Below are 21135 nucleotides of genomic sequence, written 5' to 3'. Positions count from 1 at the left end.
CACGCCCACTCACTTTCTATTTTTTATTCCTTTTAGAATTAGAAGGAAAAAAATCTACACCTGTATATTTTTCGATCCAGGCTAGAAATATGCCAACAGCAAATATGATAGACTGACTCTTATGCATACCAAAATTTTTCCCTAAAGCTTTGCCACCAATTGTTACGGCAGATAATATTCCTCCAAAAATAGTTGCGTATACAGTACTTCTTGCACCAGACAAAGATAATTTTGTAATAATACTGGTTAAAGCAGCACCAGACACAATTCCGCATATATCACCGATTATATCATTACAAAAATTTGTAACAATATCTGCATTTCGTATCAATTTAATAGATTGTTTCGCACCAAAAACTTTATTTGACGCCATCGAATGAAAAGGCTCTTCAGTACCAGTTGCAACAGCAATACCTATAATATCAAATAAAATTCCTGTAAACACAATAACTAATAATACAAAAAAAGCAATTATTATATTGCTTTTTTTCAATAAGATATCTGAAGAAAAATTCATAATAACTGCCAACACAAAGCTAAAAATAAAAGCATTTATAGTCCACTTATAATTTATATTAAGTTTTTTTGAGCGCATTAAAAAAAATCCTCCCTATGTATTGAAGTGGTAGCATATTGAGTAAATTTTGTGGCTTAGGTCCAGCAGGATTTCCCATTCAGGCACCAACTGTCGCCATTTGGCGGTTTCCCTTTAAGCCTGAATCTACCTTGTCGCCAATGGTATGACTGGATTACCACTTAGTCCACACTGTAATCCTCAATATGCCTCGTTCGAGCAGCCTAGGAGCTTTCCTCGACGGTTTGTTAATTCCTATCCTCTTTTGCAATTAAGGTTTCATCAGCAATAGCTTTAACTTAAGAGCTCATTAAGTTAAAGTTCAGTCTGATAACCACCTTAATCACTCAAGGCAGGCTACACTACCCACAGCTTTATTACCGCATGGTAGGTTCACCCTATACCGTAGCATCATGCCACGTGAATAGGTCTCCACGAAAAGGGGGTCAATGCCCACATGCCATTGCAGGTTGCCCCTCTTTTCTTAACTCCCAGCACGAGCCCTCGATTGGGCATCAAAAGCCAGCACCAGGAACTTCATCGATATGCCTTTAACGGATTTTTAGGCCCGTCTTCAGAATTAACAATACCGACTAGGATACTGCACCACTTCATGTCGATATTGATTATAACATTTTTATTTAACACTATCAAATATCATAATTGTTCAGCTTTTGCTTCTAATGAGTGTTGATAATGTCTAAAAATATACTACATATATTAATTTAACATATGCTATGTTATACTTTAGCTATCTCTATCTGCCATATATTTAGTAAGGCTTTTTAAAAATTCGCTCTTCTCTCCAAAATCATCTAATATTCTAATTGCACTTGCAGTTAATTCTTTAACTAAGCTTATAGATCGCTGAAGTCCAAATACACTTACAAACGTTGACTTACCGTTTTCTAAATCACTTTTTACATTTTTCCCAAGCTTTGATTCATCACCTAAAACATCTAAAATATCATCTTTTATCTGAAATGCCAAACCTATATATTCAGCATAATCACTTAATTTTTTAATTGTCTCATCATCAGCTCCACCCATTATTGCGCCAGCAACAACAGAAGCCTTTATCAACGCACCTGTTTTATGGTCATGCATAAATTTTAATTCTTCTTCAGTTATGTTTTTATTCTCCGACAATAAATCAACAACTTGGCCACCTATCATGCCATGACATCCTGCAGCATGTGCAATCTCCTCTGTTGCTCTCAATATATTTTGACAATTTGCTGAATCTAACGCATGATGTATTAATACCTCGAATCCGTAATTTAATAAAGCATCTCCGGCAAGAATTGCAAGTGCTTCACCATAAACCTTGTGATTGGTAGGTTTTCCACGCCTTAAGTCATCATTATCCATAGCCGGCAAATCATCATGTATTAATGAGTATGTATGTATAAATTCTATGGCGCAAGCAACCGGCAGTGCATCATCTCTATCTCCGCCAACAAGTTCGCATGATGATATGCATAATACTGGTCGAAGCCTTTTCCCACCAGCAAAAACACTGTACCTCATTGCATCATACAAAATTTCCGGTTTATCATCTATATCTAATAGCTTATTTAATCCATTATTAATATATTCAATCTTTTCCATAAGAATGTCATCAAACATCTTTGTCCTCCTCTAAGTTAAAAGGTACTTCTTCATCGTTATTGATGAGCATAGTAATCTTGCCTTCAATATCATTTAGTACATTATTTAATTTTTGGGATAATAAAAGACCTTCTTTAAATAGTTTAAAAGATTCTTCTAATGGCAAATTTCCCTTTTCTAGCTTTTTAACTATCTCCTCCAACTTGTCCATATTTTTCTCAAAATCTATATTATCGTTCATATATTCTCACCTCATTAACAGTACATTTAGCTTCACCATCTTCAAATAACACGTATATTTTATCATTGGCAGAAAGATTCTCGACTTTTGTAATTGGCCTTACATTATCTTTATCCATTGTCAAAGTATAACCACGCTTTAAAACATTTAAAGGACTTAAAGTATTTAATTTGTCAATCAAACTTATATATTTAAACTTTTTATTGTTTATAACGCTGTAAATACTGTCTTCCATAATCCTATTTAAACTATTTAACCGTATTTTTAACTGCTGATTTTTGACAATTGGATTTTTACTCATAATTGATTTTTTTAAACTATTTAAATGATGCCTTTTATTTATAATTATAGACATTGCATAATGATATAAACTCCTTTTATAATTTTCTATTTTTTCATTATAAATATTAACATCAGTTACAGCTAATTCGGCTGCAGCAGATGGTGTCGGTGCTCTTAAATCAGCAACAAAATCAGCAATCGTAAAATCGGTCTCATGTCCGACAGCAGATATTATAGGTATTCTAGAATTATAAATAGCTCTTGCTACTCTTTCTTCATTAAATGGGTAAAAATCTTCAAATGAGCCTCCACCTCTTCCTAATATAATTAAGTCCACATCATTTCTTCTATTTACCTTCTTTATTGCTTCTTCAATCTCCAATGAAGCTGAGCTGCCCTGGACCAAAATTGGAACCACCAATATATCTATGGATGGTTTCCTTCGTCTTAAAATATTTATTATGTCATGGATTGCTGCGCCTGTTGGCGACGTTATTACGCCAATTTTATTAGGATTCTTAGGAATTGGTTTCTTTTTACCAGAATCGAATAATCCCTCATTTCTAAGCTTCTGTTTTAATTTTTCAAAAGATAAAAAAAGCGCGCCTGCTCCCTCAACATCAATTTTAGAAACAAGCAATTCGAACGCACCACTTTTTTCATAAACAGATATTCTACCTGTTGCAATAACAGACATGCCATTTTTTACGTCGATGTTTAAATCATTAACATATTCCTCAAACATAACACATTTTAAAGATGAATATTCATCCACTAATGTAAAATACAATGCTTGTCCCCTAAAATGCAAATTCGATATTTCACCCTTTATCATTATATGTTTTAATATTATGTCACTGCCAACTATGCTTTTTAAATAGTCATTGACTTGTTTTACTGTAAGTGTTTTTAATAGCATTCTTATATGCCTCCAACGTATTTAGTAAAACCATAGACGTTGTAACCGGGCCAACGCCGCCTGGAACAGGTGTTATGTATAAGCAACGATTTTCTGCACTTTGAAAATCACAATCTCCATATATCTTACCGTCATACTCATTTATTCCAGCATCGATTAAAATAACCCCTTCTTTTATCATATCCCCATTAATAAGATTTTTCTTTCCTGCTGCCAATATAAGCACATCTGCCATCTTAGTGTATTTTTGCAAATCTACAGTTTTAGAATGGCACTGAGTTACTGTCATATCGAGATCCAGCATAAGCTTGGCAACTGGTTTCCCTAATATATTACTTCTTCCTACGATAACAGCATGTTTTCCAGTAAAGTTTATATCTAATTGTTTTAAAATCGTCAATATTGCATGTGGTGTACAAGGCAAGTAGAGAGGATTACCAGCAAATAACCGTCCCATGTTATAAGTAGATATGCAATCAACATCTTTAAGAGGATTAATAATATCATAAGTTCTTTGTGAATTAAATGATTTTGGAAGAGGCATTTCTACAATTATGCCATGTATATTCTCATCGACATTTAACTCCTCTAACTTCTTTAAAAATTTCCCTTCTTCACTATCGCTAAAGCAAAATACTTCAGCATCAATCCCTACACCTGCACAAGCTTTAACTTTAGCATTTGCATATATTTTGGATGCGCTATCATTTCCAGCAATGAGAATTGCAAGCTTTGGCTTATAATTGTTTTCTTGAATTTCTGCCTTTATATTTTCTCTTATTCTTTTTGCAATCACTTTACCATCAATTATCATAATTATCACCATTATTATTAAAATCTTTTACTAAACTTCCCAGAATTCCATTTATAAAAGACGGCGATTTCTCAGTGCTGTACTTTTTTGCTATCTCAACTGCTTCATTAATGGAAACGCTATTAGGTATGTCATCACAATATAATATTTCATAGAAGCTGCACCTTATTATTGCCAAATCAATTTTTGCAATTCTATTAATATCCCAATTTTTAAGATACTTCTTTATCCTATCGTCAATATTATTCACATTTTCAACTATCCCATAAAATGTTTTTTCTATATAATCTTTTTCTTCTTCAGGATCATTACTCTCAAAAAATCTATTTAAAATGTCAGGAGGTTCAGACTTTGATACATCAAATTGATACAATAGCTTTACTAACCACTCTCTTGCTTGAGTTCTATTCACATCTTTCAACTCCTCTTATTTAATTTTCCAATCAATCTATATATAAAATCACTAAAATCATTTAAAGTTCCAGAATCAAATTTATATCCAATATAATAACCTAAAAAAGTACATAAGCAAATAAACAAAGTTTTAATAAAACCTAAAAAGATAATAAATAAAGATATAATAAGTCCAAGTAAGATCCCTACTATTTTTCCAAAATGGCTACGAATTAATACCAGCAATTCTTCTCTGCTCATAATTATTCTACCCTCATTTTCAAAGTTGAACTCAAATTTACTACATTTACTTTTATACTATCGATATAAACAGCTGTCGTATTCTCTATATAACTTTTTACATCTTTTTGAAGTTTTTCAGCAACCTCTGGTATATTCACGTCTGGTGAAACAGTTACATCAATAGAAATTGATATTTTCTCTTTAACTTTTGAAACATAGATCTTTTGTGTATTTATTCCATCATGTGTTCTTGCTTTTTTCTCTACAAGATTAGCAATAGTATTAAATGAAACAGAAATATTGCCATAATTGCTAGTTAAAATAATCGAAGCTACAGAATCAGATTTCTTGTTTAGTTCAGACATAATAAAAATTATACAAGAAATTATAAGAAGTATACCCGCTACACTGTAGATATAGTTTTGACCTTTAAGTTGAAATATTTTTATAAACTTATACGGATCGACTAAATTAAACCCAAAGCCAATGAATAAAATGGATAGTGCCATTATGATAATTATAAATATCATTAACAACGTTTTATCAACTAATTTCATTTTATATATTGTTCCTCCATACTAAAATTAACCCTCTGCGATAAGAGGGTTTAAATACTATTTATTTTCTTTAGGTGGTTCTTTAGATTTTTGTTCTTTTTCCATGTTAACACCTTGAACATGTATATTTACTTCGACTGCTTTAAGGCCAGTCATTGTTTCTATCGCCTTTTTTACATTCTCTTGGACATTCCATGCAATTTCAGGTATTCTTACCCCATAGTCAACTACAATATACAAATCAACTGCAGCTTCCTTTTCTCCGACTTGAACCTTGACGCCTTTTGATAAATTTTTACGCCCAAGCATTTCAGTAATGCCGTTCACAACACCACCACTCATTCCTGCAACACCAGGAACTTCTGTTGCAGCTAATCCAGCTATTACCGCAACCACATCATCTGATATTTTAATTGTACCAAATTCAAGCTCTTGGCTTATATTTTCCTCCATAATAACACTTCCTTTCAATAAATATTATAGCAGACAACCATGTATTTTACAATTATAACTAATTCATTCTGTTCATGATTTTTATGTTATCAAGAGGAAAGCCAGTTTGCTGTGAAACTACATCTTGAATTTTTGCAACTTCATCCTCAGACAATTTATCTGCTTGTACTATAACATTCGCTGTATTATTGTCTATTAATACTATAGCGTCTTGAAATCCCTTTGCTTTAATTAAATTTTCTAAAATCAATTCTTTTTGATTTGTTTCAGTTAACTTGATAATCTGTTTCTGTGCTTCATCTCTAGTCTCTTGGCTAGTATTTTTATTATTTACTATTTCTTGCAATGCTTCCAAACTGCGGCTCCTATTGACATCTCTGTCTTGCCTATAAGATGAAAACAATCCACTTGATAATGCTGTCTTAGCTTCTGACTGTTTATTTGAGGATGTGGAACTTGAAGCCTGGCTTTTATCTACTGATTGAGTATTTAAATTATTACTTTTACTTGAGGCATTTTTGTTTATTCCATTTTGATAGCTATAATTAATGACAAAAGCTATCGCTATAAGCAAAACCAAAGATGCAATCGCTATAGATTTTTTCTTTAAATACATCATAGTATAACCTCCTAAAATTTTATTTTGAAGATACAACTTTAACCTTATATGCCGGAATGCCCAATGCCGTCTCTACTGATGTCATAAGTTCATATTGAACATTGGAATCTTTCGCGCCATCTGCTACAACAACAACACCTCTTATCTCAGGCATCACTTTTTTTAAAATCATCGGCTGATTTTCTCCACTTGTAGTTTGTGATGTTACAATTTTGTTATTTGTTTCACTTTGAATGGTTGTTCTTGTTCCACCATTACTGTCTTTTTCGTTTGTAGTAGTTTCTGACTGAACTGTATCCATAGCCGCTACTACTTCTTCGTCAGAATCTAACGTCACTAAAACATCTACATTGCCTGCTCCATGAATTTTTGACAAAATATTCTTTAATTCTAATTCTAGTTGACTTGCATAATCATCATTTGTAACTTGTTTTACAACCATTTGTTTATCTGAATCTTTATTTGTAGGTTTGGGCTTCAAAAAGATGCTGGCCCCTATTAAAATAATCAAACCAATAATGAAAATTACCGTTAAATCCTGGATGGTCTTATTATCCGCCTTCAAAATTTTTTGCTTTAGTTTATTCAAATCCACAATTTATCCCCCTTTCATTTTTTATCTTTCCTCTATAGTTATATTCTTTAATGGTACATTATAGAATTTACTTATATCATTTTTAATGTCATCTAATATTTGTCCTTTTTCATCAGTTTTACTTGTATCTATTATAATTTTTCCATCATTTATATCATTAACCATTTTGTATTTAACATTTGAAAGTACTACATGTACATTTTTTATCACACCAAAATTTTTATCGTTTAAATCTTCAATTATTGTTGATTCCACTTCCACATCAGAGGCATCAATTATATCTAATATTCTTTCTTTTATCTGCTCATTCAATCTTTTTTTGTATTCATCAACTATAAGCTTATTTCTCTCTATTTCAGCTTGTTTAGTCATGGAATTAATATCTATGCTGTTGTAATTATACTCCCTTTCCAATGTACTATTTACATCCACACCATTTTTCAAAAAACCTAAAATTGGATTGATAATGGCAATCATAATTGTCAATCCTATTACAACTTTCACGTATTTTTTCATATTCGAAGACGGAATCAAAAGTTCAAATACAATAGCTAAGATTGAAATATATGCAATTTGAAGTATCCAATTTTTTACCATTTCCACATCATGCATCCCCTTTTAGCCTTTATTTCATCATTACGCTAATACTAGATGCATTTATCACAGCAGTTATTGATAAAAACATCATTACAGTTACTGATACCAATGCAGCAAATACATATGCGATGGATGTGGTAAGATCACATATAAAATCAACTATTTTTTTGTCAGCTATTGGCTCTATTACAGCTGCAGAAAATTTATATATTAACATCACTGAAAATATTTTAATAATCGGGATAATAGCTATAAAAATTATAGAAATAAGTCCAAAAGTGCTTATCGCTCCCTTTATTAAAAGAGACGCACTCATAATAGTATCTATGCTATCTGATAATATGCTGCCAACAACAGGCAAAAATGCACCTACTGCGTACTTTGTCGTCCTCGATATTGCACCATCTGCTATAGATGATGTGATACCTTGAATCGTTATAACACCTATAAAAATACTAAGTAAAATTGAAATAGCTGCGGTACAAATAGTTTTAAAAAAATCTGCAAGTTTATCTAAAGTAAACTTATCGGAAATACGACTTATCACTTTCACTACTGTCATAAAGAGTATTGCTGGAAGAATAAAATCCTTGATTTCTTTAGCTGTAAATTCCACTACCATTATTAATGCAGGTTGAAAGAAAGATGCCGATGCAAAAGCTCCAACAGAAGCCAACATTGTAATCAAAATTGGTAAAATCGCCTGCATGAAATTTACCATACTATCTATTGCATCTCTTCCGATGTTTAAAATGCTTGTGAAACTTTTTATTGCTACTATAACCAAAACAGCATATACAGCTATATGTGCAATTTGACTTATGCCATCATTTCCAAAAGAATTTTCTAAATTTGTCAATACCGCGCTAATTATTGCTAATAATAAAAGCTGGATAAAAATATCTAATGATGATTTAACTTCATTAAAAAGAATTTTTAATATATTACTGATAATATCTTTTATACTAAATGTTTCTTTTCCATTTAAAACATTTATAATATATGTTTTAACATCTGTTATTGGAAATATATTTCCATTTTTCTCGTTTATCTCTTTGATCAATGAATCAATTTGACTAGTATCAGCATTTTGTATTTGGCTATACAAATCATCATTCGTATCAGCATATGTTTTAATTGGAAATATCAATATTATTATTGAAACTAATATTAAAAATGAAATTTTTCTCACGTTTTTCACCTCACGGCATTATAGAAACTATCGTATCAACAAGTGCTATTATTATAGGAAGTGATAAAAAGACAATTATTATCTTTCCTGCTAATTCTATCTTAGTTGCTATATTTTTTTCATTAGCATCATTTGAAAGTTGAACTCCAAATTCCGCAATATAGGCAATACCAATTATTTTAAGAATTGTTTTAACATATATACTGTTAATGCCACTTTTATCAGCGATAGTATTTAAAACTGTTATTATATTGCTAATTTTAGGAATTACAATAAAAAATATAAGTATGCTGGCAATTAAACTTATTATCACTGCAAGGTCTTTGTTAGTTTCTCTCAGTATTGAGAGAATAATAATACATATAATACCAATCGCTACAATTTGAACAATTTCCATAAAAAAGTTCCTTTCGCATGTCTTATCTCATTTAATACAATTGAAATATAGTCTTAACCGCTGTAAATAGATTATTTATCATAGTTATTACCATCATTAATACCACTACTACACCTGCCAATGTAACCATCATAGCTTGCTCTTCTCTCCCTGATCTAATCAAAATTTGATTTAGTACAGTTACCAAAATTCCGATTGCAGCTATCTTAAATATTACATCTATGCTCAAAATTACTACCTCCTTATAAAAATATGATAATTACTGCTATACCTACCAATACACCGAGATTTTTATAAAGTTTTTCATTTTTTTTACTTAATTCTTCCGCATCACTAAGTTGCTTTTTAAGCAATTCCGATGTAAACTTAAAATTTTTTTCCTGATTATATATATCAGAATTTCCAAGCCCTTTCCCAAACGATTTTAATATTCTTATATCATCTTGATTTAAGTTGAGGTCTCCCACCTTATCAAGTGCAATTTCCCATGCTTCACTAGCCGTATATCCCTCGTTAGAATTTAAAATTTGAGACGCTATTAAATAAAGCTTCCCAATACCTGATTCAGATGTTTCTGATAATTTAGCAAATGCTTCTGATAAGGTTATTTGGTTATATGTAATTTCAGTTATCAAAATGTTAAGGCTAGATAAAATAGCTCTTATTGTCCGCCTTCTTAACGTATATTTAAGCGATTTTAAATACCCTATCAGTGTAGATGAAAGTAGAACCATGATCATTCCAATAATTTTTATCATAATAAACTGCATTCCTTTCTATATGGTCCTTTAAAAATAGCCTTAAATTCTTTATCAAGAATGGCATCAATTGTACCGGCTCCTAATTTTCTGCTAAGAATTACGTACCTGTCAAACTCTCTGTTGTTTAGCATATCATCTATGTGTTTTTTTCTCATTATATCTTCTATGTCTTTTCCATGCACTGTAGTAATTATACTTACTCCTGCATTTAACGCTTCGTGTATAGCTAAAATATCTTCTATTTTCCCTATCTCATCAGTTATTATAACTTTTGGAGACATAGACCTTATCATCATTAAAATTCCAATATGTTTTGGACATGAATCTAATACATCAGTACGGTAGCCTACATCATTTTGTGGATTACCTTTAAAACATGCAGCAATTTCCGATCTTTCATCAATTATTGACACATTTTCTCCATTAAAATCCAAATCCGCCATTCCATTACTAATATTGCGAGCTATATCCCTAAGCAATGTTGTTTTTCCACATTGTGGAGGCGAAATTATCAAAGTATTGTACACGATATTGGGATATTTTATAATATACTTCATTATTTCATCTGATGCCCCTATACATTGGCGCATTATTCTATAATTAAAGCCTGAAACATTTACAATCGTTTTTATCGATCCATTTTCAATAACACATTTTCCGCAAATTCCAACTCTATACCCACCTTTTAATGTTATATATCCATTTTTAATCTCATTTTCGAAAGCATATATCGAAGATTTTGATATAAGTTGCAATGCTTTTTCACAGTCTTCACTTGTTACTATGTACGCTAATTTTGGAGAGTTAACAATCTTTCCATCAATCGATAGAAATTTTTCTTGATTATTTACATGAATCATCAATGGCTTATCTATTCTGAGTCTAATTTCCTCTAGACTTTCTTTCAAATTATCATCAAGTTTGATGATTATACTTCTAACAGTCAATGGTAGTGAATACAATAATTCATCATAATTTTTGCTTTTGTTTATCATTACATGTCCTCCTCTCTACAAAAATTATATTTACGACTGTATATATTTATGAATAAAAAAAATACTCACTAAAATAATTTAGTGAGTATTTTTTTACATTAGCCTATTCTTTATCATCATCTTCATAAATAACTACATCTTTTACATTGATCGTTTCATTACAATGAGGACATACTATTTCTGCATCTTCATCGTCAAGAAGTTCATCTTCTACGCTCATAAGCATATGGCAACGGGGACATTCAACTTCAACATAATCATATTCGTCGTCAGATTCATCATCGTAAATTTCATCTTCCACTTCTGACAAATCTTCGTCGATAGCACCTACATAATCATCAAGTTCTGATTGTGAGGCTTCTAAGTCATTTATAGCATCCGCAAAGTCTTCCAGTGCATCGATTATAGCAATCAGCACTCTGCCCTCTTTTGTCTTTTCGTCAATCTCCAAGCCATCCACAAGACCTCTTAAATACGATATGCGCTCATATAAATACTCCATCTTACATACCTCCTCCTTTACTATTATTTTTTAAAATGGCTAAAACTATACTCTTTCCAGATATTCTGATGTTCTTGTGTCTATCTTTATTATGTCTCCTTGATTAACAAATAAAGGCACTTGTATTACAGCTCCTGTTTCAACTTTTGCTGGTTTTGAACCACCTGTTGCGGTATCACCTTTAAATCCCGGTTCAGTTTCAACTACTTCCAACTCTACAAAAGTAGGGGGTTCTACTGAAAATGCCTCTCCTTTATAGAATTTTATAGTTGCTATCATGTTTTCTTTTAAAAATTTCATTGCATCTTCAACTTTATCGTAATTTAAAGGAATTTGCTCATATGTCTCAGTATCCATGAAATAATAAAGGTTTCCATCATTGTAAAGATACTGCATATCCTTTCTTTCTATTACTGCTTCGTCAACTTTCTCAGTTGGATTAAAAGTTCTTTCAACGACAGCTCCTGTTATTACGTTTTTTAACCTTGTTCTAACAAAAGCAGCTCCTTTACCCGGTTTTACGTGTTGAAAATCCACAACCGTAAATACTTGACCGTCGATGTCAATAGTCATTCCTTTTCTAAATTCTCCTGCTGATACCAATTAAAATCCCTCCATCATTTGTTATACTTCAATTAATTCTTTTGGCGAATTTGTCAAATCAATAACGCCATCTTCTTTTAATAATACCATATCTTCTATTCTAACGCCAGAGAAATCAGGAATATATATCCCCGGTTCCACTGTAACAACCATACCGGATTTTAATAAATTAGTTCCTCGCGGGCCCATAAACGGCTTTTCATGTATTTCAAGACCAACACCATGTCCTAAAGAATGGCCGAAGTAATCACCATAGCCTCTTTCAATAATTATCTTTCTTGCAAGATAGTCTCCCTCTTTTTCTATCATACCCGATTTTAGATTATTAATTGCGTTGATTTGAGCTTCTAAAACTGTATTATAAATTTCTCTCTGTTTTTCATTGGCCTTGCCAACGACAATTGTCCTAGTCATGTCAGAACAATATCCATTTACTCTGCAGCCGTAATCAAAAGTAACAAAATCGCCATTTTCAATAACCTTATCTGAAGCCTTTCCATGAGGCATTGAAGACCTTTTTCCTGAAGCAACTATAAAATCAAACGATTTATCATCTGCTCCAAGTTTTTTCATATAATATTCCATCTCTAAAGCAACATCTTTTTCTTTCATTCCAGGTTTTACAAAATTTATAAAATATTTAAAAGTTTCATCTGTAATAAATTGAGCTTTTTTTATGTTTTCTATTTCAGTATCATCCTTAATTTCTCTTAGACTTTCTACAAAGCTATTCTCTGGCTTCATAACTACATTCAGCATATTCTTCAATTTATTGTACTGTTCAAAAGTAATATAGTTTTCTTCAAATCCAAGTTTATTAATGCCCATCATATTTACGCAGTCTTTTATTGCTTCAAATATATCCGATTTATGTTCAACAATTTTAAAATCTTTAATTTCCTGATAGGCTTGTTCTGTATACCTAGAATCAGTTATAAAATAAGACTCGTTCAAGCTTATTATCGCTATACTATCATCGCCTGTAAATCCAGTCAAGTATGTTACATTTACAGGTTTAAACACAATAAAACCATCCAACCCTTTTTCAATCAATAGTCTTTTTGCTGCATCTAACCTAATATTCAAATTATCACTCCTTTAGACTGTCTTCTAATAATTTTACCGCATTCAAAGCAAGGACATAGCTGTACGGTCCAAAGCCCGATATTTGCCCAAGACACCTTGTTGCAGTTACCGAAACGTGTCTGAAATCCTCACGTTTTTGTATATTCGAAAGATGCACTTCTATTACAGGAATATCTATTGCGCCTATAGCATCCATTATCGCATAGCTATAATGTGAATAAGCACCAGGATTTATTATTATTGCATCAAAATTATTCTTTGCAGAATGAATAAAATCTATTATCTCTCCTTCACTATTCGATTGCTGTATTTTTACTGCCAGATCAAGTTTTGAAGCTTCTCTTTTTATGATATTATTTATTTCTTCAAAACTAACTTCTCCGTAAATATCCGTTTCCCTGCTGCCAGTCAAATTTAAATTTGGACCATGTATAATAAGAACTCTTTTCATCGTAAAAACCTCACTTTAAAGTTTATTCTCTTATCTGACCATTTCCTAGAATTACATACTTATATGTCGTCAATTCTTTAAGCCCCATAGGCCCTCTTGCATGCATTTTTTGTGTGCTAATGCCTATTTCAGCTCCAAAGCCAAATTCTCCCCCATCTGTAAATCTAGTTGATGCATTGACGTACACTGCTGCAGAATCAATAGATTTTATAAATTTCATTGCATTTGTATAATTTTCTGTCACTATGCTTTCAGAATGTCCAGAGGAATATTTATTTATATGTTCAATAGCACTGTCAACATCTTCTACAATCTTAACGGCAAGTATCAAGTCGAGATATTCTGTTCTCCAATCATCTTCATTTGCTTCTTTTACATCAGGACATATCGATCTAGTTAATTCACAGCCACGTATTTCAACACCTAAAGATGTAAGTTTTTCTACCATGATTGGCAAAAACTTTTCTCTAATATCTCTGTGAATGAGGACTTTCTCAATGGCATTGCATACCCCCGGTCTTTGAGTTTTGGCATTCACAATAATTTTGAGAGCCATTTCTAAATCAGCGTATGAATCAACAAAAACATGGCAATTACCAACGCCGGTTTCAATGACTGGAACTGTAGAATTTTTTATAACATTCTGAATTAAATTCGCACCACCTCTTGGAATGAGCAAATCAATCTTGCCATTTAATTTCATCATGCGGTTAACTTCTTCTCTGTCCGTATTCTCAATAATTTGTATTGCACCTTTAGGAACTCCAGATACTTCTGCGGCTTTAGCAATCGCTTCAACAATTGCTATATTAGAATTTAATGCGTCACTACCGCCTTTCAATATAACTGCATTCCCAGACTTTAAACAAAGCCCTGCAGCATCGGCTGTGACATTTGGCCTGGACTCATAAATTATTCCTATTACACCAATAGGGCAGCGCATTTTACCAATCTGAAGTCCATTTGGCCTTTTCCACATTTCTTCTATAGCTCCTACAGGATCCGGCAATGCAGATATTTCTAAAAGTCCATTAGCCATGCCTTCTATACGCTTTTCGTTTAATCTAAGTCTGTCTATCAAAGATTCTTTAACGCCTTTATTTTCTGCTGCTAAAATATCCTTCTCATTTGCTTTTAATATTCTGTCTTTACTTTTTATAAGCTCATCAGCCATATTTTTAAGAGCTTCATTTTTAACATTTTCATCAAGCATAGCTAACCTTCTGGACGCACTCTTAGCAATATCAGCCTTTACTTCAACCTCCATATATTAAGCCTCCTTAAACAATATCTTATTATACAGTATAATCTAACTTATAACAACTAGATTGTCTCTATGAATAACTTCATCATAACTTTTATACCCTAGAATCTTATCAATCTCAGTAGATTTTAATCCTTTTATTTTATTAACTTCAAATGATGTGTAATTAATCAAACCTCTTGCAATCTCTCTACCATCAGTATCAACTATCGATACACAATCACCTACAGAATATTCACCAGTTGTAGATATTATGCCGCTAGGTAATAGACTTTTTCCCTTATTTAATATAGCTTGTTTTGCTCCGTCATCAATAACCAGCTTACCAGCCAAATGTGCATTAAATGCTATCCATACCTTTCGATTGCTAATTGGATTTTGAGCCGGCATAAATAGTGTGCCTATCTTTTCTCCGTTAGCAATTCTATTTAACACATTATCAAGCTTACCATTAGCTATAACCATTTTAACACCTGAATTATAGCAGATTTTTGCCGCCTGAATTTTTGTATACATACCACCAGTGCCCAAATTTGTACCAGTCCCTCCCGCTATTTCAAACAATTTATCTGTAAATTCTTCTACAACATCTATTAACTTTGCATCAGGTTCTCTAGGGTCCTTGTCATATAGCCCATCGATGTCCGTCAATATAATAAGAAGATCTGCCTCAATAATACTTGCAACTAGCGCTGATAATGTATCATTATCGCCTATTTTTATCTCATCAACAGTAACTGTGTCATTTTCATTTATAATAGGAACTACATTATACTTTAATAAATTTGACAATGTATAACTAATGTTCAAATATCTATCTCTTATAGAAAAATCATCTTTCGTCAGCAAAAGCTGTGCTGTCGTTTTACCGTATTCATTAAAAAATTTCTCATATAGCTCTATAAGCAATCCCTGACCAATTGCTGCTAATGATTGCTTTTCTGGCAACGTTTTTGGTCTTTTCGATATATTAAGTTTACCCATTCCAGCGCCGATTGCGCCTGATGTAACGAGTATTACTTTATCGCCTCTATTTTGCAAATTAGAAATCTGCCTCGAGATTTTTTCCATCATTTCTAAATTAAGCTGCCCATTTTCGTATGTCAATGTACTTGTTCCTACTTTTACAACTATCTTCATAAACATCTGCCCTCAACTTATCTTTATCTTGTTTTTAGGATAGAATATGCTTTAATAACTGCTGCAGCAGCGTCATCTATTCCCATTTCTGAGATATCGATTGTATAATCAGCAAATTCATAAAAATGCTGTCTTTCATCTAAAAGAGTTTTTATCCTTTCGTATACATCGTCTGACATGAGGATTGGCCTGCTACCCGCATCACCTACATTTCTTAAGATTATCTCCGGCCTCGCCTTTAAGCAGATTACAACACCGTGTTTTCTCAATTGTACTATATTTGACGGATTTAATACAACTCCACCACCTGTAGATATGACATGATTCTTTAATCTCGATGCTCTTTTAACTGCAACTTTTTCAATCCCTCTAAAATATTTCTCTCCGTATTTGTCGAATATTTCTGGTATTTTCATCCCACAAATTTTTTCAATCAGACAATCAGTATCAATATATCCAAAGCTTAAAATATCTGCAACCTTTTTACCTACAACTGACTTTCCTGTTGCCATAAATCCTGTTAATGCAATATTTTTCATTGAAACTTTTATCCTCCACTTTTCAATGTTATAAGTATATTTAAGCTTCTTATAAACATTCGTTTATTGTTGTTTAGGCGATGTAACTGTAGGTGCTATTTTTGAAGCACTATTTAAAGCATTGTTTATACTGTCCGTTATAATTTTATTTATATCAATTCCTTGAACTGAATTTTGACCACTAGGATTAGTATTCGAACTTTGAGGATTTTGATTTTCCTCAATTAATGGTTTGAAAGGATCTGACTTCCCCTTCATAGAAGGCGCTTCTAAGTAACTTCCGCCTTTTTTATTCATTGAATATATTACAATATCCATATCAAGCAATAACCCATTAGATCCATTATCACTGGTTATCTCTAAGGATTTTATGTCGTTAATTCTCTTTAATGTCTGAATATCTCTTATGAAAGCAGTAATACTTGCATAATCACCAGTGACCTTAATATTAACAGGTATTTCAGTATAATTATTTTTATTGTTACTGCTTTTAGCTTGTTGATTATTTGCATTCTGCTCTTGACTCTGATTTGAATTAAAATTTATCTCTTCAAAATTTACGCCAGTAGATGAAATTATGTCATCAAGAGAAACAATAAATTCCTCTATATTCTCATAATCAGGCAGTTCTTGATTGCTAATCTCTATCTTTTGATTAATACTGGTTAAGCTGCTTTTTATATTATCTAAATTTATTGTATTGTAACTAGTTACTTCCGCTTTTAAATTTACTACGTCTTGCCTTAATTCATCGATAACTGCGAGTTGTCTGGTTAAAATAAATTGATAATACAGACTAAACAATGCAACTATCAGCAAAATAACTATAAGTATTCTTTCTCTTGCTGTCAGTTTCATATTATTATACCACCTTAAGCTTAATTTGCAAAGTATATTGAATTAAACCATTATCAGACTTTTTTGTATCAAGCAAATCTATATCATCCACATAACTCAGCTTCCTTATATTTAACATAAAATCCGATAAATATTTATTCATGTATGCATCACCTGTTATTTCAATCATATTACCGCTAAATTTTATATCTGTCATTGAAACATTGTCTGGAATATTATATGAAATATCGTTAAGTATTTTTGTAATATCAATTTTCTTTTTCGATAATTTCTTTATAATGCTTTGTTTTGACAAATAATACTTCATTTTATTTTGAAGCTCTGAATAGGCATCTTTTTTGTCCTTTATATTGTTTAATTGGCTATTAAGAACTGCTCTTTCTGATTTGAGATTATGTATGTACATTTGGGGTAGAAGTAAAATAGCTATGATAATACATAACATCGCAATACAGCCAATCAGATTTTTTGTCCTTCTCTTTCTATTCAATTCATACAATTTTATTTCCTCAGGTATGAGGTTTATATCTTTCAAGTTATTCACCCCTAATCATCGATCCTAATACAGGTATAAAGTATGTATATAAATCATCATCACTGGCTGAAACCGGTATTTTAAAATATTCTTCAATATATTTGCCAAGTCCAATAAGTTTTGAAGTTCCGCCTATTAATTGTATCCCATTTAAGCTTTTATGATATGATGATTCAAAAAAATCAAAAATCCTTGATATCTCATTTAACTTGCTATTTAAATGCTCTTTAATATGTTCTTTTAAATCGCTATACTGTTCATCATCTATTAAAAAAGGTTTTGTCCTTTTATACTCTTCTGCAGAATTAAAATCTATATTGTACATATTTGCAATTATCTCAGTTATATCATTGCCACCAAATTGTACTATCCTGCTGAAAGCATACTTTCCTTCATTTAGTAACGTAATATCTGTGTACGCAGCACCTATATTCACAATCGAAACACTGCCTTTAAGTTTACATAATTTATTTACTGACTTATAAATGCAGTTGCTGTATACATCTATTACTTCTATACGCATTTTCAACATATCTGTCAACTTCACATATTCAGATATCATATTTTTGGGTGCTGCAACAATCATAACTTTTGTTTTTTTACTATCTTCATCATTATCAATTTGTTTATAATCGATAATGTATTCATCTGAATTGGGTATGTACTGGTCAATTTCGTATTTTAAAGCGCTTTTTAATTCATCATCTTTCATCATCGGCATTATAATTTCTCTTATTATGATATCCGTACTTGAAACACAAAAAAATAACTTCTTTTCTTTAAGAAAATTCTTTTTCAAAATTTCATTTAAAAATTGAAAAAGAAGATTAATATCTTTTATATATCCATTTTCGATACAATTATGAGGCGTCCTTTCGATAATCATATTATTTAATTTTGTATTTTTTTTATCAAAACTACCTATCTTGGTGTAAAAACTGCCTATGTCAAAACCGATCATACATGATCATCTCCATGGTGCTTATGCTCGTTTACGAAATATGCTGCTTGTGTAATCTTGCTTATAATATCCACCTCAAATTGTCGCTTTAGCTCATTAACTTTATTATATAATTCGCCTTTTTCTGTTACATAATATTTGGATGGCAAACTGTTAAGTGTCAACGCCATTATATCAAGCTTGCACTTTTCACATTTACACACATCCAGATCCTTTAATACATTGTCAAGAGTATCCTTTACCGCTTCTTCCATATAATTTTTTAATTCCATATATCTTCTCTCCTTTAATTTGATGGTGGTATATTGTCAATTGTCCAATTGCTAATAGTAATTGGATTGCCAGTAGCTTGAAGATTTAAAATAAGGTCTGCATGCCCATAGCTTTTTATATTCCTGTAAATACCAACAGTCTCAATATGAATAATATATTGCATTCCTTCATCTTGAGTAAAAGTAATATTACTTATGTTGTAAATTTGCTTTGAATTTCCTAAAGCAACGTTACCTTCATTTAAATATTTATTAAAAACGTAACTGTATAAATAATTTTTCGTATCGTTAAATATCAAAGAATACAATTGATCCATACTAACCTTATAAGTTCCTTTTTCCATATCGTAATTATTATCAATAATTCTTTGTGCATTGTTTTTTAGCGCAGTAAGTAGATTTGTATTAAACTCTGATTTTAAAATATCAAGCCCTGCCTCAGCAGCATATCTTGATAAAACATTATTGCCATATGAAGCCGAAATTTTAAATTCGGTTAATGAAAGTTCTAAAATAGAAACGCCTAAAACGGTTAGTATTAAAATAACCATCAAAGTAAATATTAGCGCAGAACCTTTGCTATTTGACATTTATAACACTCTTTCTTGGGAAAATATCAGTAGTCAATGAAAATCTACCAGTGCCGTCACTATTTTGACCTACAATCTCAATATTTAATACCTTATTATTCTTTAATATTACATTAAATTCAACAATGTTTGTTGCAATTTCATGTCCACGATTTTGATCTAAATATATCTTATTATCTTTGGTGTCTAGCTGTATATAATTGCCATCTATAACAAGGCCATGACCATTATCAATTATATTTATTGATGATGGTCCTTTGTCTAACTGATTTACAATATAATTCATGGCATATCTGACATTTTGTTCAATGTCAATATTATATTGCGTATTTTTATACGATTTGTATCCTGAATAATATAAAGAAGAATAAATTGAAATTACAATTCCTAATAATGCTAAAGTCACCAATAATTCTACCAATGTAAAACCCTTGTTGCTTTTTACCACCATTTTAACCACCAGGGAATTTTTAAATTCACGCTTTTTGCTGCATTTGTTGCTATATCTTTTAGTGTCCTAATATTTTTATTCCATGAATCAATTATATTATTAACAATTGTTATTATACCTCCTAGTCCTAATTTAGGCAGCACAACGAAAAGAGAAAACAATGCTGTCCACGTTATAACAATGACTAGAGTAACTATATCGTTTAATCTATTTATTATGTCATCATAATCGCCATTATCAGAGTAAAAATTAGGCGGTGTATAACCAGTTATTTCTGCCGACGGCGCAATGGCATACAATACAAATGGGTCTGTGCCGGATTGTAATTTGCCTATGCTAATTTTATACTCTGTGACTCCATTTCCCATATCTACTTTAGACTGATTAGGGTCTTCTATCAAATAATAATCGCTTGGTATGTTCCAATTAGACACATTTGTGTTTCCTGCCTTTATGTCTTCCGCAATACTTTGTGCAATAGTAGCTTCTTGTGTTCTTATTTTTGAATCTGCAGTTGTAATTACTGACTCATGAAATACTCCTAAAAGAGGTATAGCTGCAATCGAAAATAGCGCTATTGCAGCAAGCACTTCAATAAGTGTCATGCCCAATGAATTTTTTAAATATTTCATTGATTTCA

The 21135-nt window shown here is 31.5% G+C and carries 31 protein-coding genes; all 31 read right to left on the bottom strand.

The features are described 5' to 3' along the window. Positions 1-16: 16 nt before the first annotated feature. The 31 genes from TTHE_RS06520 to TTHE_RS06370 all read right to left on the bottom strand — a co-directional run bounded on the left by TTHE_RS06520 (position 17) and on the right by TTHE_RS06370 (position 21127). On the bottom strand, positions 17-595 hold the full coding sequence (locus TTHE_RS06520; RefSeq protein WP_013297794.1) for a hypothetical protein: 579 nt from the start codon (positions 593-595) through the stop codon (positions 17-19). Between the two features lie 726 nt (positions 596-1321). Next, the gene (locus tag TTHE_RS06515; RefSeq protein ID WP_013297793.1) at positions 1322-2203 is read right to left on the bottom strand and encodes a polyprenyl synthetase family protein; all 882 of its coding nucleotides are present in this window, start codon (positions 2201-2203) and stop codon (positions 1322-1324) included. Beyond that, positions 2196-2426: an exodeoxyribonuclease VII small subunit gene (xseB, locus tag TTHE_RS06510; RefSeq protein ID WP_013297792.1), complete on the bottom strand. Its 231-nt coding sequence runs from the start codon at positions 2424-2426 to the stop codon at positions 2196-2198. Before xseB ends, TTHE_RS06515 begins: the two co-directional genes overlap by 8 nt. Continuing rightward, positions 2416-3627, bottom strand: coding sequence for an exodeoxyribonuclease VII large subunit (xseA, locus tag TTHE_RS06505; protein WP_013297791.1), 1212 nt, complete (start codon positions 3625-3627; stop codon positions 2416-2418). Before xseA ends, xseB begins: the two co-directional genes overlap by 11 nt. Then, complete coding sequence (locus TTHE_RS06500; RefSeq protein ID WP_013297790.1) at positions 3590-4441, bottom strand: bifunctional 5,10-methylenetetrahydrofolate dehydrogenase/5,10-methenyltetrahydrofolate cyclohydrolase; 852 nt, start codon at positions 4439-4441, stop codon at positions 3590-3592. Before TTHE_RS06500 ends, xseA begins: the two co-directional genes overlap by 38 nt. Next, entirely contained in the window at positions 4431-4853 is a 423-nt protein-coding gene (gene nusB, locus TTHE_RS06495) for a transcription antitermination factor NusB (RefSeq protein WP_013297789.1), read from the bottom strand. Before nusB ends, TTHE_RS06500 begins: the two co-directional genes overlap by 11 nt. 5 nt (positions 4854-4858) lie before the next feature. Continuing rightward, a complete protein-coding gene (locus tag TTHE_RS06490) occupies positions 4859-5095 on the bottom strand; it encodes a DUF2273 domain-containing protein (protein ID WP_013297788.1) in 237 nt (78 codons plus the stop codon). Positions 5096-5097: 2 nt separating this feature from the next. Beyond that, on the bottom strand, positions 5098-5634 hold the full coding sequence (gene amaP / locus TTHE_RS06485; protein WP_013297787.1) for an alkaline shock response membrane anchor protein AmaP: 537 nt from the start codon (positions 5632-5634) through the stop codon (positions 5098-5100). 57 nt (positions 5635-5691) lie between these two features. Beyond that, positions 5692-6087 carry an Asp23/Gls24 family envelope stress response protein gene (locus TTHE_RS06480; protein WP_013297786.1) on the bottom strand — a complete coding sequence of 132 codons (396 nt, stop codon included), beginning with the start codon at positions 6085-6087 and terminating at the stop codon, positions 5692-5694. 58 nt (positions 6088-6145) lie between these two features. Then, positions 6146-6706 carry a SpoIIIAH-like family protein gene (locus TTHE_RS06475; RefSeq protein WP_041587442.1) on the bottom strand — a complete coding sequence of 187 codons (561 nt, stop codon included), beginning with the start codon at positions 6704-6706 and terminating at the stop codon, positions 6146-6148. Between the two features lie 19 nt (positions 6707-6725). After that, a complete protein-coding gene (spoIIIAG, locus tag TTHE_RS06470) occupies positions 6726-7301 on the bottom strand; it encodes a stage III sporulation protein AG (RefSeq protein WP_013297784.1) in 576 nt (191 codons plus the stop codon). Between the two features lie 21 nt (positions 7302-7322). Beyond that, positions 7323-7913, bottom strand: a complete 591-nt coding sequence (gene spoIIIAF / locus TTHE_RS06465) for a stage III sporulation protein AF (RefSeq protein ID WP_013297783.1) — start codon at positions 7911-7913, stop codon at positions 7323-7325. 13 nt (positions 7914-7926) lie between these two features. Continuing rightward, positions 7927-9090 carry a stage III sporulation protein AE gene (spoIIIAE, locus tag TTHE_RS06460; RefSeq protein WP_013297782.1) on the bottom strand — a complete coding sequence of 388 codons (1164 nt, stop codon included), beginning with the start codon at positions 9088-9090 and terminating at the stop codon, positions 7927-7929. A gap of 10 nt (positions 9091-9100) precedes the next feature. Continuing rightward, entirely contained in the window at positions 9101-9487 is a 387-nt protein-coding gene (gene spoIIIAD / locus TTHE_RS06455; RefSeq protein WP_013297781.1) for a stage III sporulation protein AD, read from the bottom strand. 31 nt (positions 9488-9518) lie between these two features. Next, positions 9519-9716 (bottom strand): stage III sporulation protein AC, encoded by a 198-nt coding sequence (gene spoIIIAC, locus TTHE_RS06450; RefSeq protein ID WP_013297780.1) that lies wholly within the window; start codon positions 9714-9716, stop codon positions 9519-9521. A gap of 13 nt (positions 9717-9729) precedes the next feature. Then, positions 9730-10245 carry a stage III sporulation protein SpoIIIAB gene (spoIIIAB, locus tag TTHE_RS06445; protein WP_013297779.1) on the bottom strand — a complete coding sequence of 172 codons (516 nt, stop codon included), beginning with the start codon at positions 10243-10245 and terminating at the stop codon, positions 9730-9732. Then, positions 10242-11243, bottom strand: coding sequence for a stage III sporulation protein AA (gene spoIIIAA, locus TTHE_RS06440; RefSeq protein ID WP_013297778.1), 1002 nt, complete (start codon positions 11241-11243; stop codon positions 10242-10244). Before spoIIIAA ends, spoIIIAB begins: the two co-directional genes overlap by 4 nt. A 103-nt stretch (positions 11244-11346) precedes the next feature. Further along, complete coding sequence (locus tag TTHE_RS06435; protein ID WP_013297777.1) at positions 11347-11745, bottom strand: CD1247 N-terminal domain-containing protein; 399 nt, start codon at positions 11743-11745, stop codon at positions 11347-11349. Positions 11746-11790: 45 nt separating this feature from the next. Further along, positions 11791-12348, bottom strand: coding sequence for an elongation factor P (gene efp, locus TTHE_RS06430; RefSeq protein WP_013297776.1), 558 nt, complete (start codon positions 12346-12348; stop codon positions 11791-11793). Between the two features lie 21 nt (positions 12349-12369). Further along, positions 12370-13434 carry a M24 family metallopeptidase gene (locus TTHE_RS06425; RefSeq protein WP_013297775.1) on the bottom strand — a complete coding sequence of 355 codons (1065 nt, stop codon included), beginning with the start codon at positions 13432-13434 and terminating at the stop codon, positions 12370-12372. A gap of 4 nt (positions 13435-13438) precedes the next feature. After that, complete coding sequence (gene aroQ, locus TTHE_RS06420) at positions 13439-13885, bottom strand: type II 3-dehydroquinate dehydratase (RefSeq protein ID WP_013297774.1); 447 nt, start codon at positions 13883-13885, stop codon at positions 13439-13441. A 22-nt stretch (positions 13886-13907) separates the two neighbouring features. Further along, the gene (locus tag TTHE_RS06415) at positions 13908-15152 is read right to left on the bottom strand and encodes a glutamate-5-semialdehyde dehydrogenase (protein ID WP_013297773.1); all 1245 of its coding nucleotides are present in this window, start codon (positions 15150-15152) and stop codon (positions 13908-13910) included. A gap of 42 nt (positions 15153-15194) precedes the next feature. Beyond that, positions 15195-16289, bottom strand: a complete 1095-nt coding sequence (gene proB / locus TTHE_RS06410; protein ID WP_013297772.1) for a glutamate 5-kinase — start codon at positions 16287-16289, stop codon at positions 15195-15197. 23 nt (positions 16290-16312) lie between these two features. After that, the gene (locus tag TTHE_RS06405) at positions 16313-16828 is read right to left on the bottom strand and encodes a shikimate kinase (protein ID WP_013297771.1); all 516 of its coding nucleotides are present in this window, start codon (positions 16826-16828) and stop codon (positions 16313-16315) included. A 63-nt stretch (positions 16829-16891) separates the two neighbouring features. Continuing rightward, entirely contained in the window at positions 16892-17686 is a 795-nt protein-coding gene (locus TTHE_RS06400; protein WP_013297770.1) for a type IV pilus inner membrane component PilO, read from the bottom strand. Positions 17687-17690: 4 nt separating this feature from the next. Beyond that, entirely contained in the window at positions 17691-18230 is a 540-nt protein-coding gene (locus tag TTHE_RS06395) for a PilN domain-containing protein (protein ID WP_223814549.1), read from the bottom strand. After that, positions 18223-19182: a type IV pilus assembly protein PilM gene (gene pilM / locus TTHE_RS06390; protein ID WP_013297768.1), complete on the bottom strand. Its 960-nt coding sequence runs from the start codon at positions 19180-19182 to the stop codon at positions 18223-18225. The genes TTHE_RS06395 and pilM overlap by 8 nt, the downstream gene beginning before the upstream one ends. Beyond that, positions 19179-19454, bottom strand: coding sequence for a late competence development ComFB family protein (locus TTHE_RS06385; protein ID WP_013297767.1), 276 nt, complete (start codon positions 19452-19454; stop codon positions 19179-19181). Before TTHE_RS06385 ends, pilM begins: the two co-directional genes overlap by 4 nt. A 14-nt stretch (positions 19455-19468) precedes the next feature. Further along, positions 19469-20044: a pilus assembly PilX N-terminal domain-containing protein gene (locus tag TTHE_RS06380; RefSeq protein ID WP_013297766.1), complete on the bottom strand. Its 576-nt coding sequence runs from the start codon at positions 20042-20044 to the stop codon at positions 19469-19471. Further along, positions 20034-20495: a type II secretion system protein gene (locus tag TTHE_RS06375; RefSeq protein ID WP_013297765.1), complete on the bottom strand. Its 462-nt coding sequence runs from the start codon at positions 20493-20495 to the stop codon at positions 20034-20036. Before TTHE_RS06375 ends, TTHE_RS06380 begins: the two co-directional genes overlap by 11 nt. After that, on the bottom strand, positions 20486-21127 hold the full coding sequence (locus tag TTHE_RS06370) for a prepilin-type N-terminal cleavage/methylation domain-containing protein (protein WP_013297764.1): 642 nt from the start codon (positions 21125-21127) through the stop codon (positions 20486-20488). Before TTHE_RS06370 ends, TTHE_RS06375 begins: the two co-directional genes overlap by 10 nt. Between the last annotated feature and the right edge of the window lie 8 nt (positions 21128-21135).

It is taken from the genome of Thermoanaerobacterium thermosaccharolyticum DSM 571 (genome assembly GCF_000145615.1).
Lineage (GTDB): Bacteria > Bacillota > Thermoanaerobacteria > Thermoanaerobacterales > Thermoanaerobacteraceae > Thermoanaerobacterium > Thermoanaerobacterium thermosaccharolyticum.
This window is presented reverse-complemented; position numbering and strand designations above follow the sequence as displayed.

Coding starts and splice junctions, on each gene's coding strand:
- TTHE_RS06480 (WP_013297786.1), bottom strand. CDS start 6,087: ATGGAGGAAAATATAAGCCAAGAGCTTGAATTTGGTACAATTAAAATA.
- TTHE_RS06415 (WP_013297773.1), bottom strand. CDS start 15,152: ATGGAGGTTGAAGTAAAGGCTGATATTGCTAAGAGTGCGTCCAGAAGG.
- TTHE_RS06385 (WP_013297767.1), bottom strand. CDS start 19,454: ATGGAATTAAAAAATTATATGGAAGAAGCGGTAAAGGATACTCTTGAC.
- TTHE_RS06520 (WP_013297794.1), bottom strand. CDS start 595: ATGCGCTCAAAAAAACTTAATATAAATTATAAGTGGACTATAAATGCT.
- TTHE_RS06405 (WP_013297771.1), bottom strand. CDS start 16,828: ATGAAAAATATTGCATTAACAGGATTTATGGCAACAGGAAAGTCAGTT.
- TTHE_RS06490 (WP_013297788.1), bottom strand. CDS start 5,095: ATGAGCAGAGAAGAATTGCTGGTATTAATTCGTAGCCATTTTGGAAAA.
- proB (WP_013297772.1), bottom strand. CDS start 16,289: ATGAAGATAGTTGTAAAAGTAGGAACAAGTACATTGACATACGAAAAT.
- TTHE_RS06500 (WP_013297790.1), bottom strand. CDS start 4,441: ATGATAATTGATGGTAAAGTGATTGCAAAAAGAATAAGAGAAAATATA.
- xseA (WP_013297791.1), bottom strand. CDS start 3,627: ATGCTATTAAAAACACTTACAGTAAAACAAGTCAATGACTATTTAAAA.
- TTHE_RS06375 (WP_013297765.1), bottom strand. CDS start 20,495: ATGGTGGTAAAAAGCAACAAGGGTTTTACATTGGTAGAATTATTGGTG.
- spoIIIAF (WP_013297783.1), bottom strand. CDS start 7,913: ATGCATGATGTGGAAATGGTAAAAAATTGGATACTTCAAATTGCATAT.
- aroQ (WP_013297774.1), bottom strand. CDS start 13,885: ATGAAAAGAGTTCTTATTATACATGGTCCAAATTTAAATTTGACTGGC.
- TTHE_RS06515 (WP_013297793.1), bottom strand. CDS start 2,203: ATGTTTGATGACATTCTTATGGAAAAGATTGAATATATTAATAATGGA.
- TTHE_RS06475 (WP_041587442.1), bottom strand. CDS start 6,706: ATGATGTATTTAAAGAAAAAATCTATAGCGATTGCATCTTTGGTTTTG.
- spoIIIAB (WP_013297779.1), bottom strand. CDS start 10,245: ATGATAAAAATTATTGGAATGATCATGGTTCTACTTTCATCTACACTG.
- TTHE_RS06370 (WP_013297764.1), bottom strand. CDS start 21,127: ATGAAATATTTAAAAAATTCATTGGGCATGACACTTATTGAAGTGCTT.
- TTHE_RS06435 (WP_013297777.1), bottom strand. CDS start 11,745: ATGGAGTATTTATATGAGCGCATATCGTATTTAAGAGGTCTTGTGGAT.
- spoIIIAD (WP_013297781.1), bottom strand. CDS start 9,487: ATGGAAATTGTTCAAATTGTAGCGATTGGTATTATATGTATTATTATT.
- TTHE_RS06400 (WP_013297770.1), bottom strand. CDS start 17,686: ATGAAACTGACAGCAAGAGAAAGAATACTTATAGTTATTTTGCTGATA.
- amaP (WP_013297787.1), bottom strand. CDS start 5,634: ATGAAATTAGTTGATAAAACGTTGTTAATGATATTTATAATTATCATA.
- spoIIIAA (WP_013297778.1), bottom strand. CDS start 11,243: ATGATAAACAAAAGCAAAAATTATGATGAATTATTGTATTCACTACCA.
- xseB (WP_013297792.1), bottom strand. CDS start 2,426: ATGAACGATAATATAGATTTTGAGAAAAATATGGACAAGTTGGAGGAG.
- pilM (WP_013297768.1), bottom strand. CDS start 19,182: ATGATCGGTTTTGACATAGGCAGTTTTTACACCAAGATAGGTAGTTTT.
- TTHE_RS06380 (WP_013297766.1), bottom strand. CDS start 20,044: ATGTCAAATAGCAAAGGTTCTGCGCTAATATTTACTTTGATGGTTATT.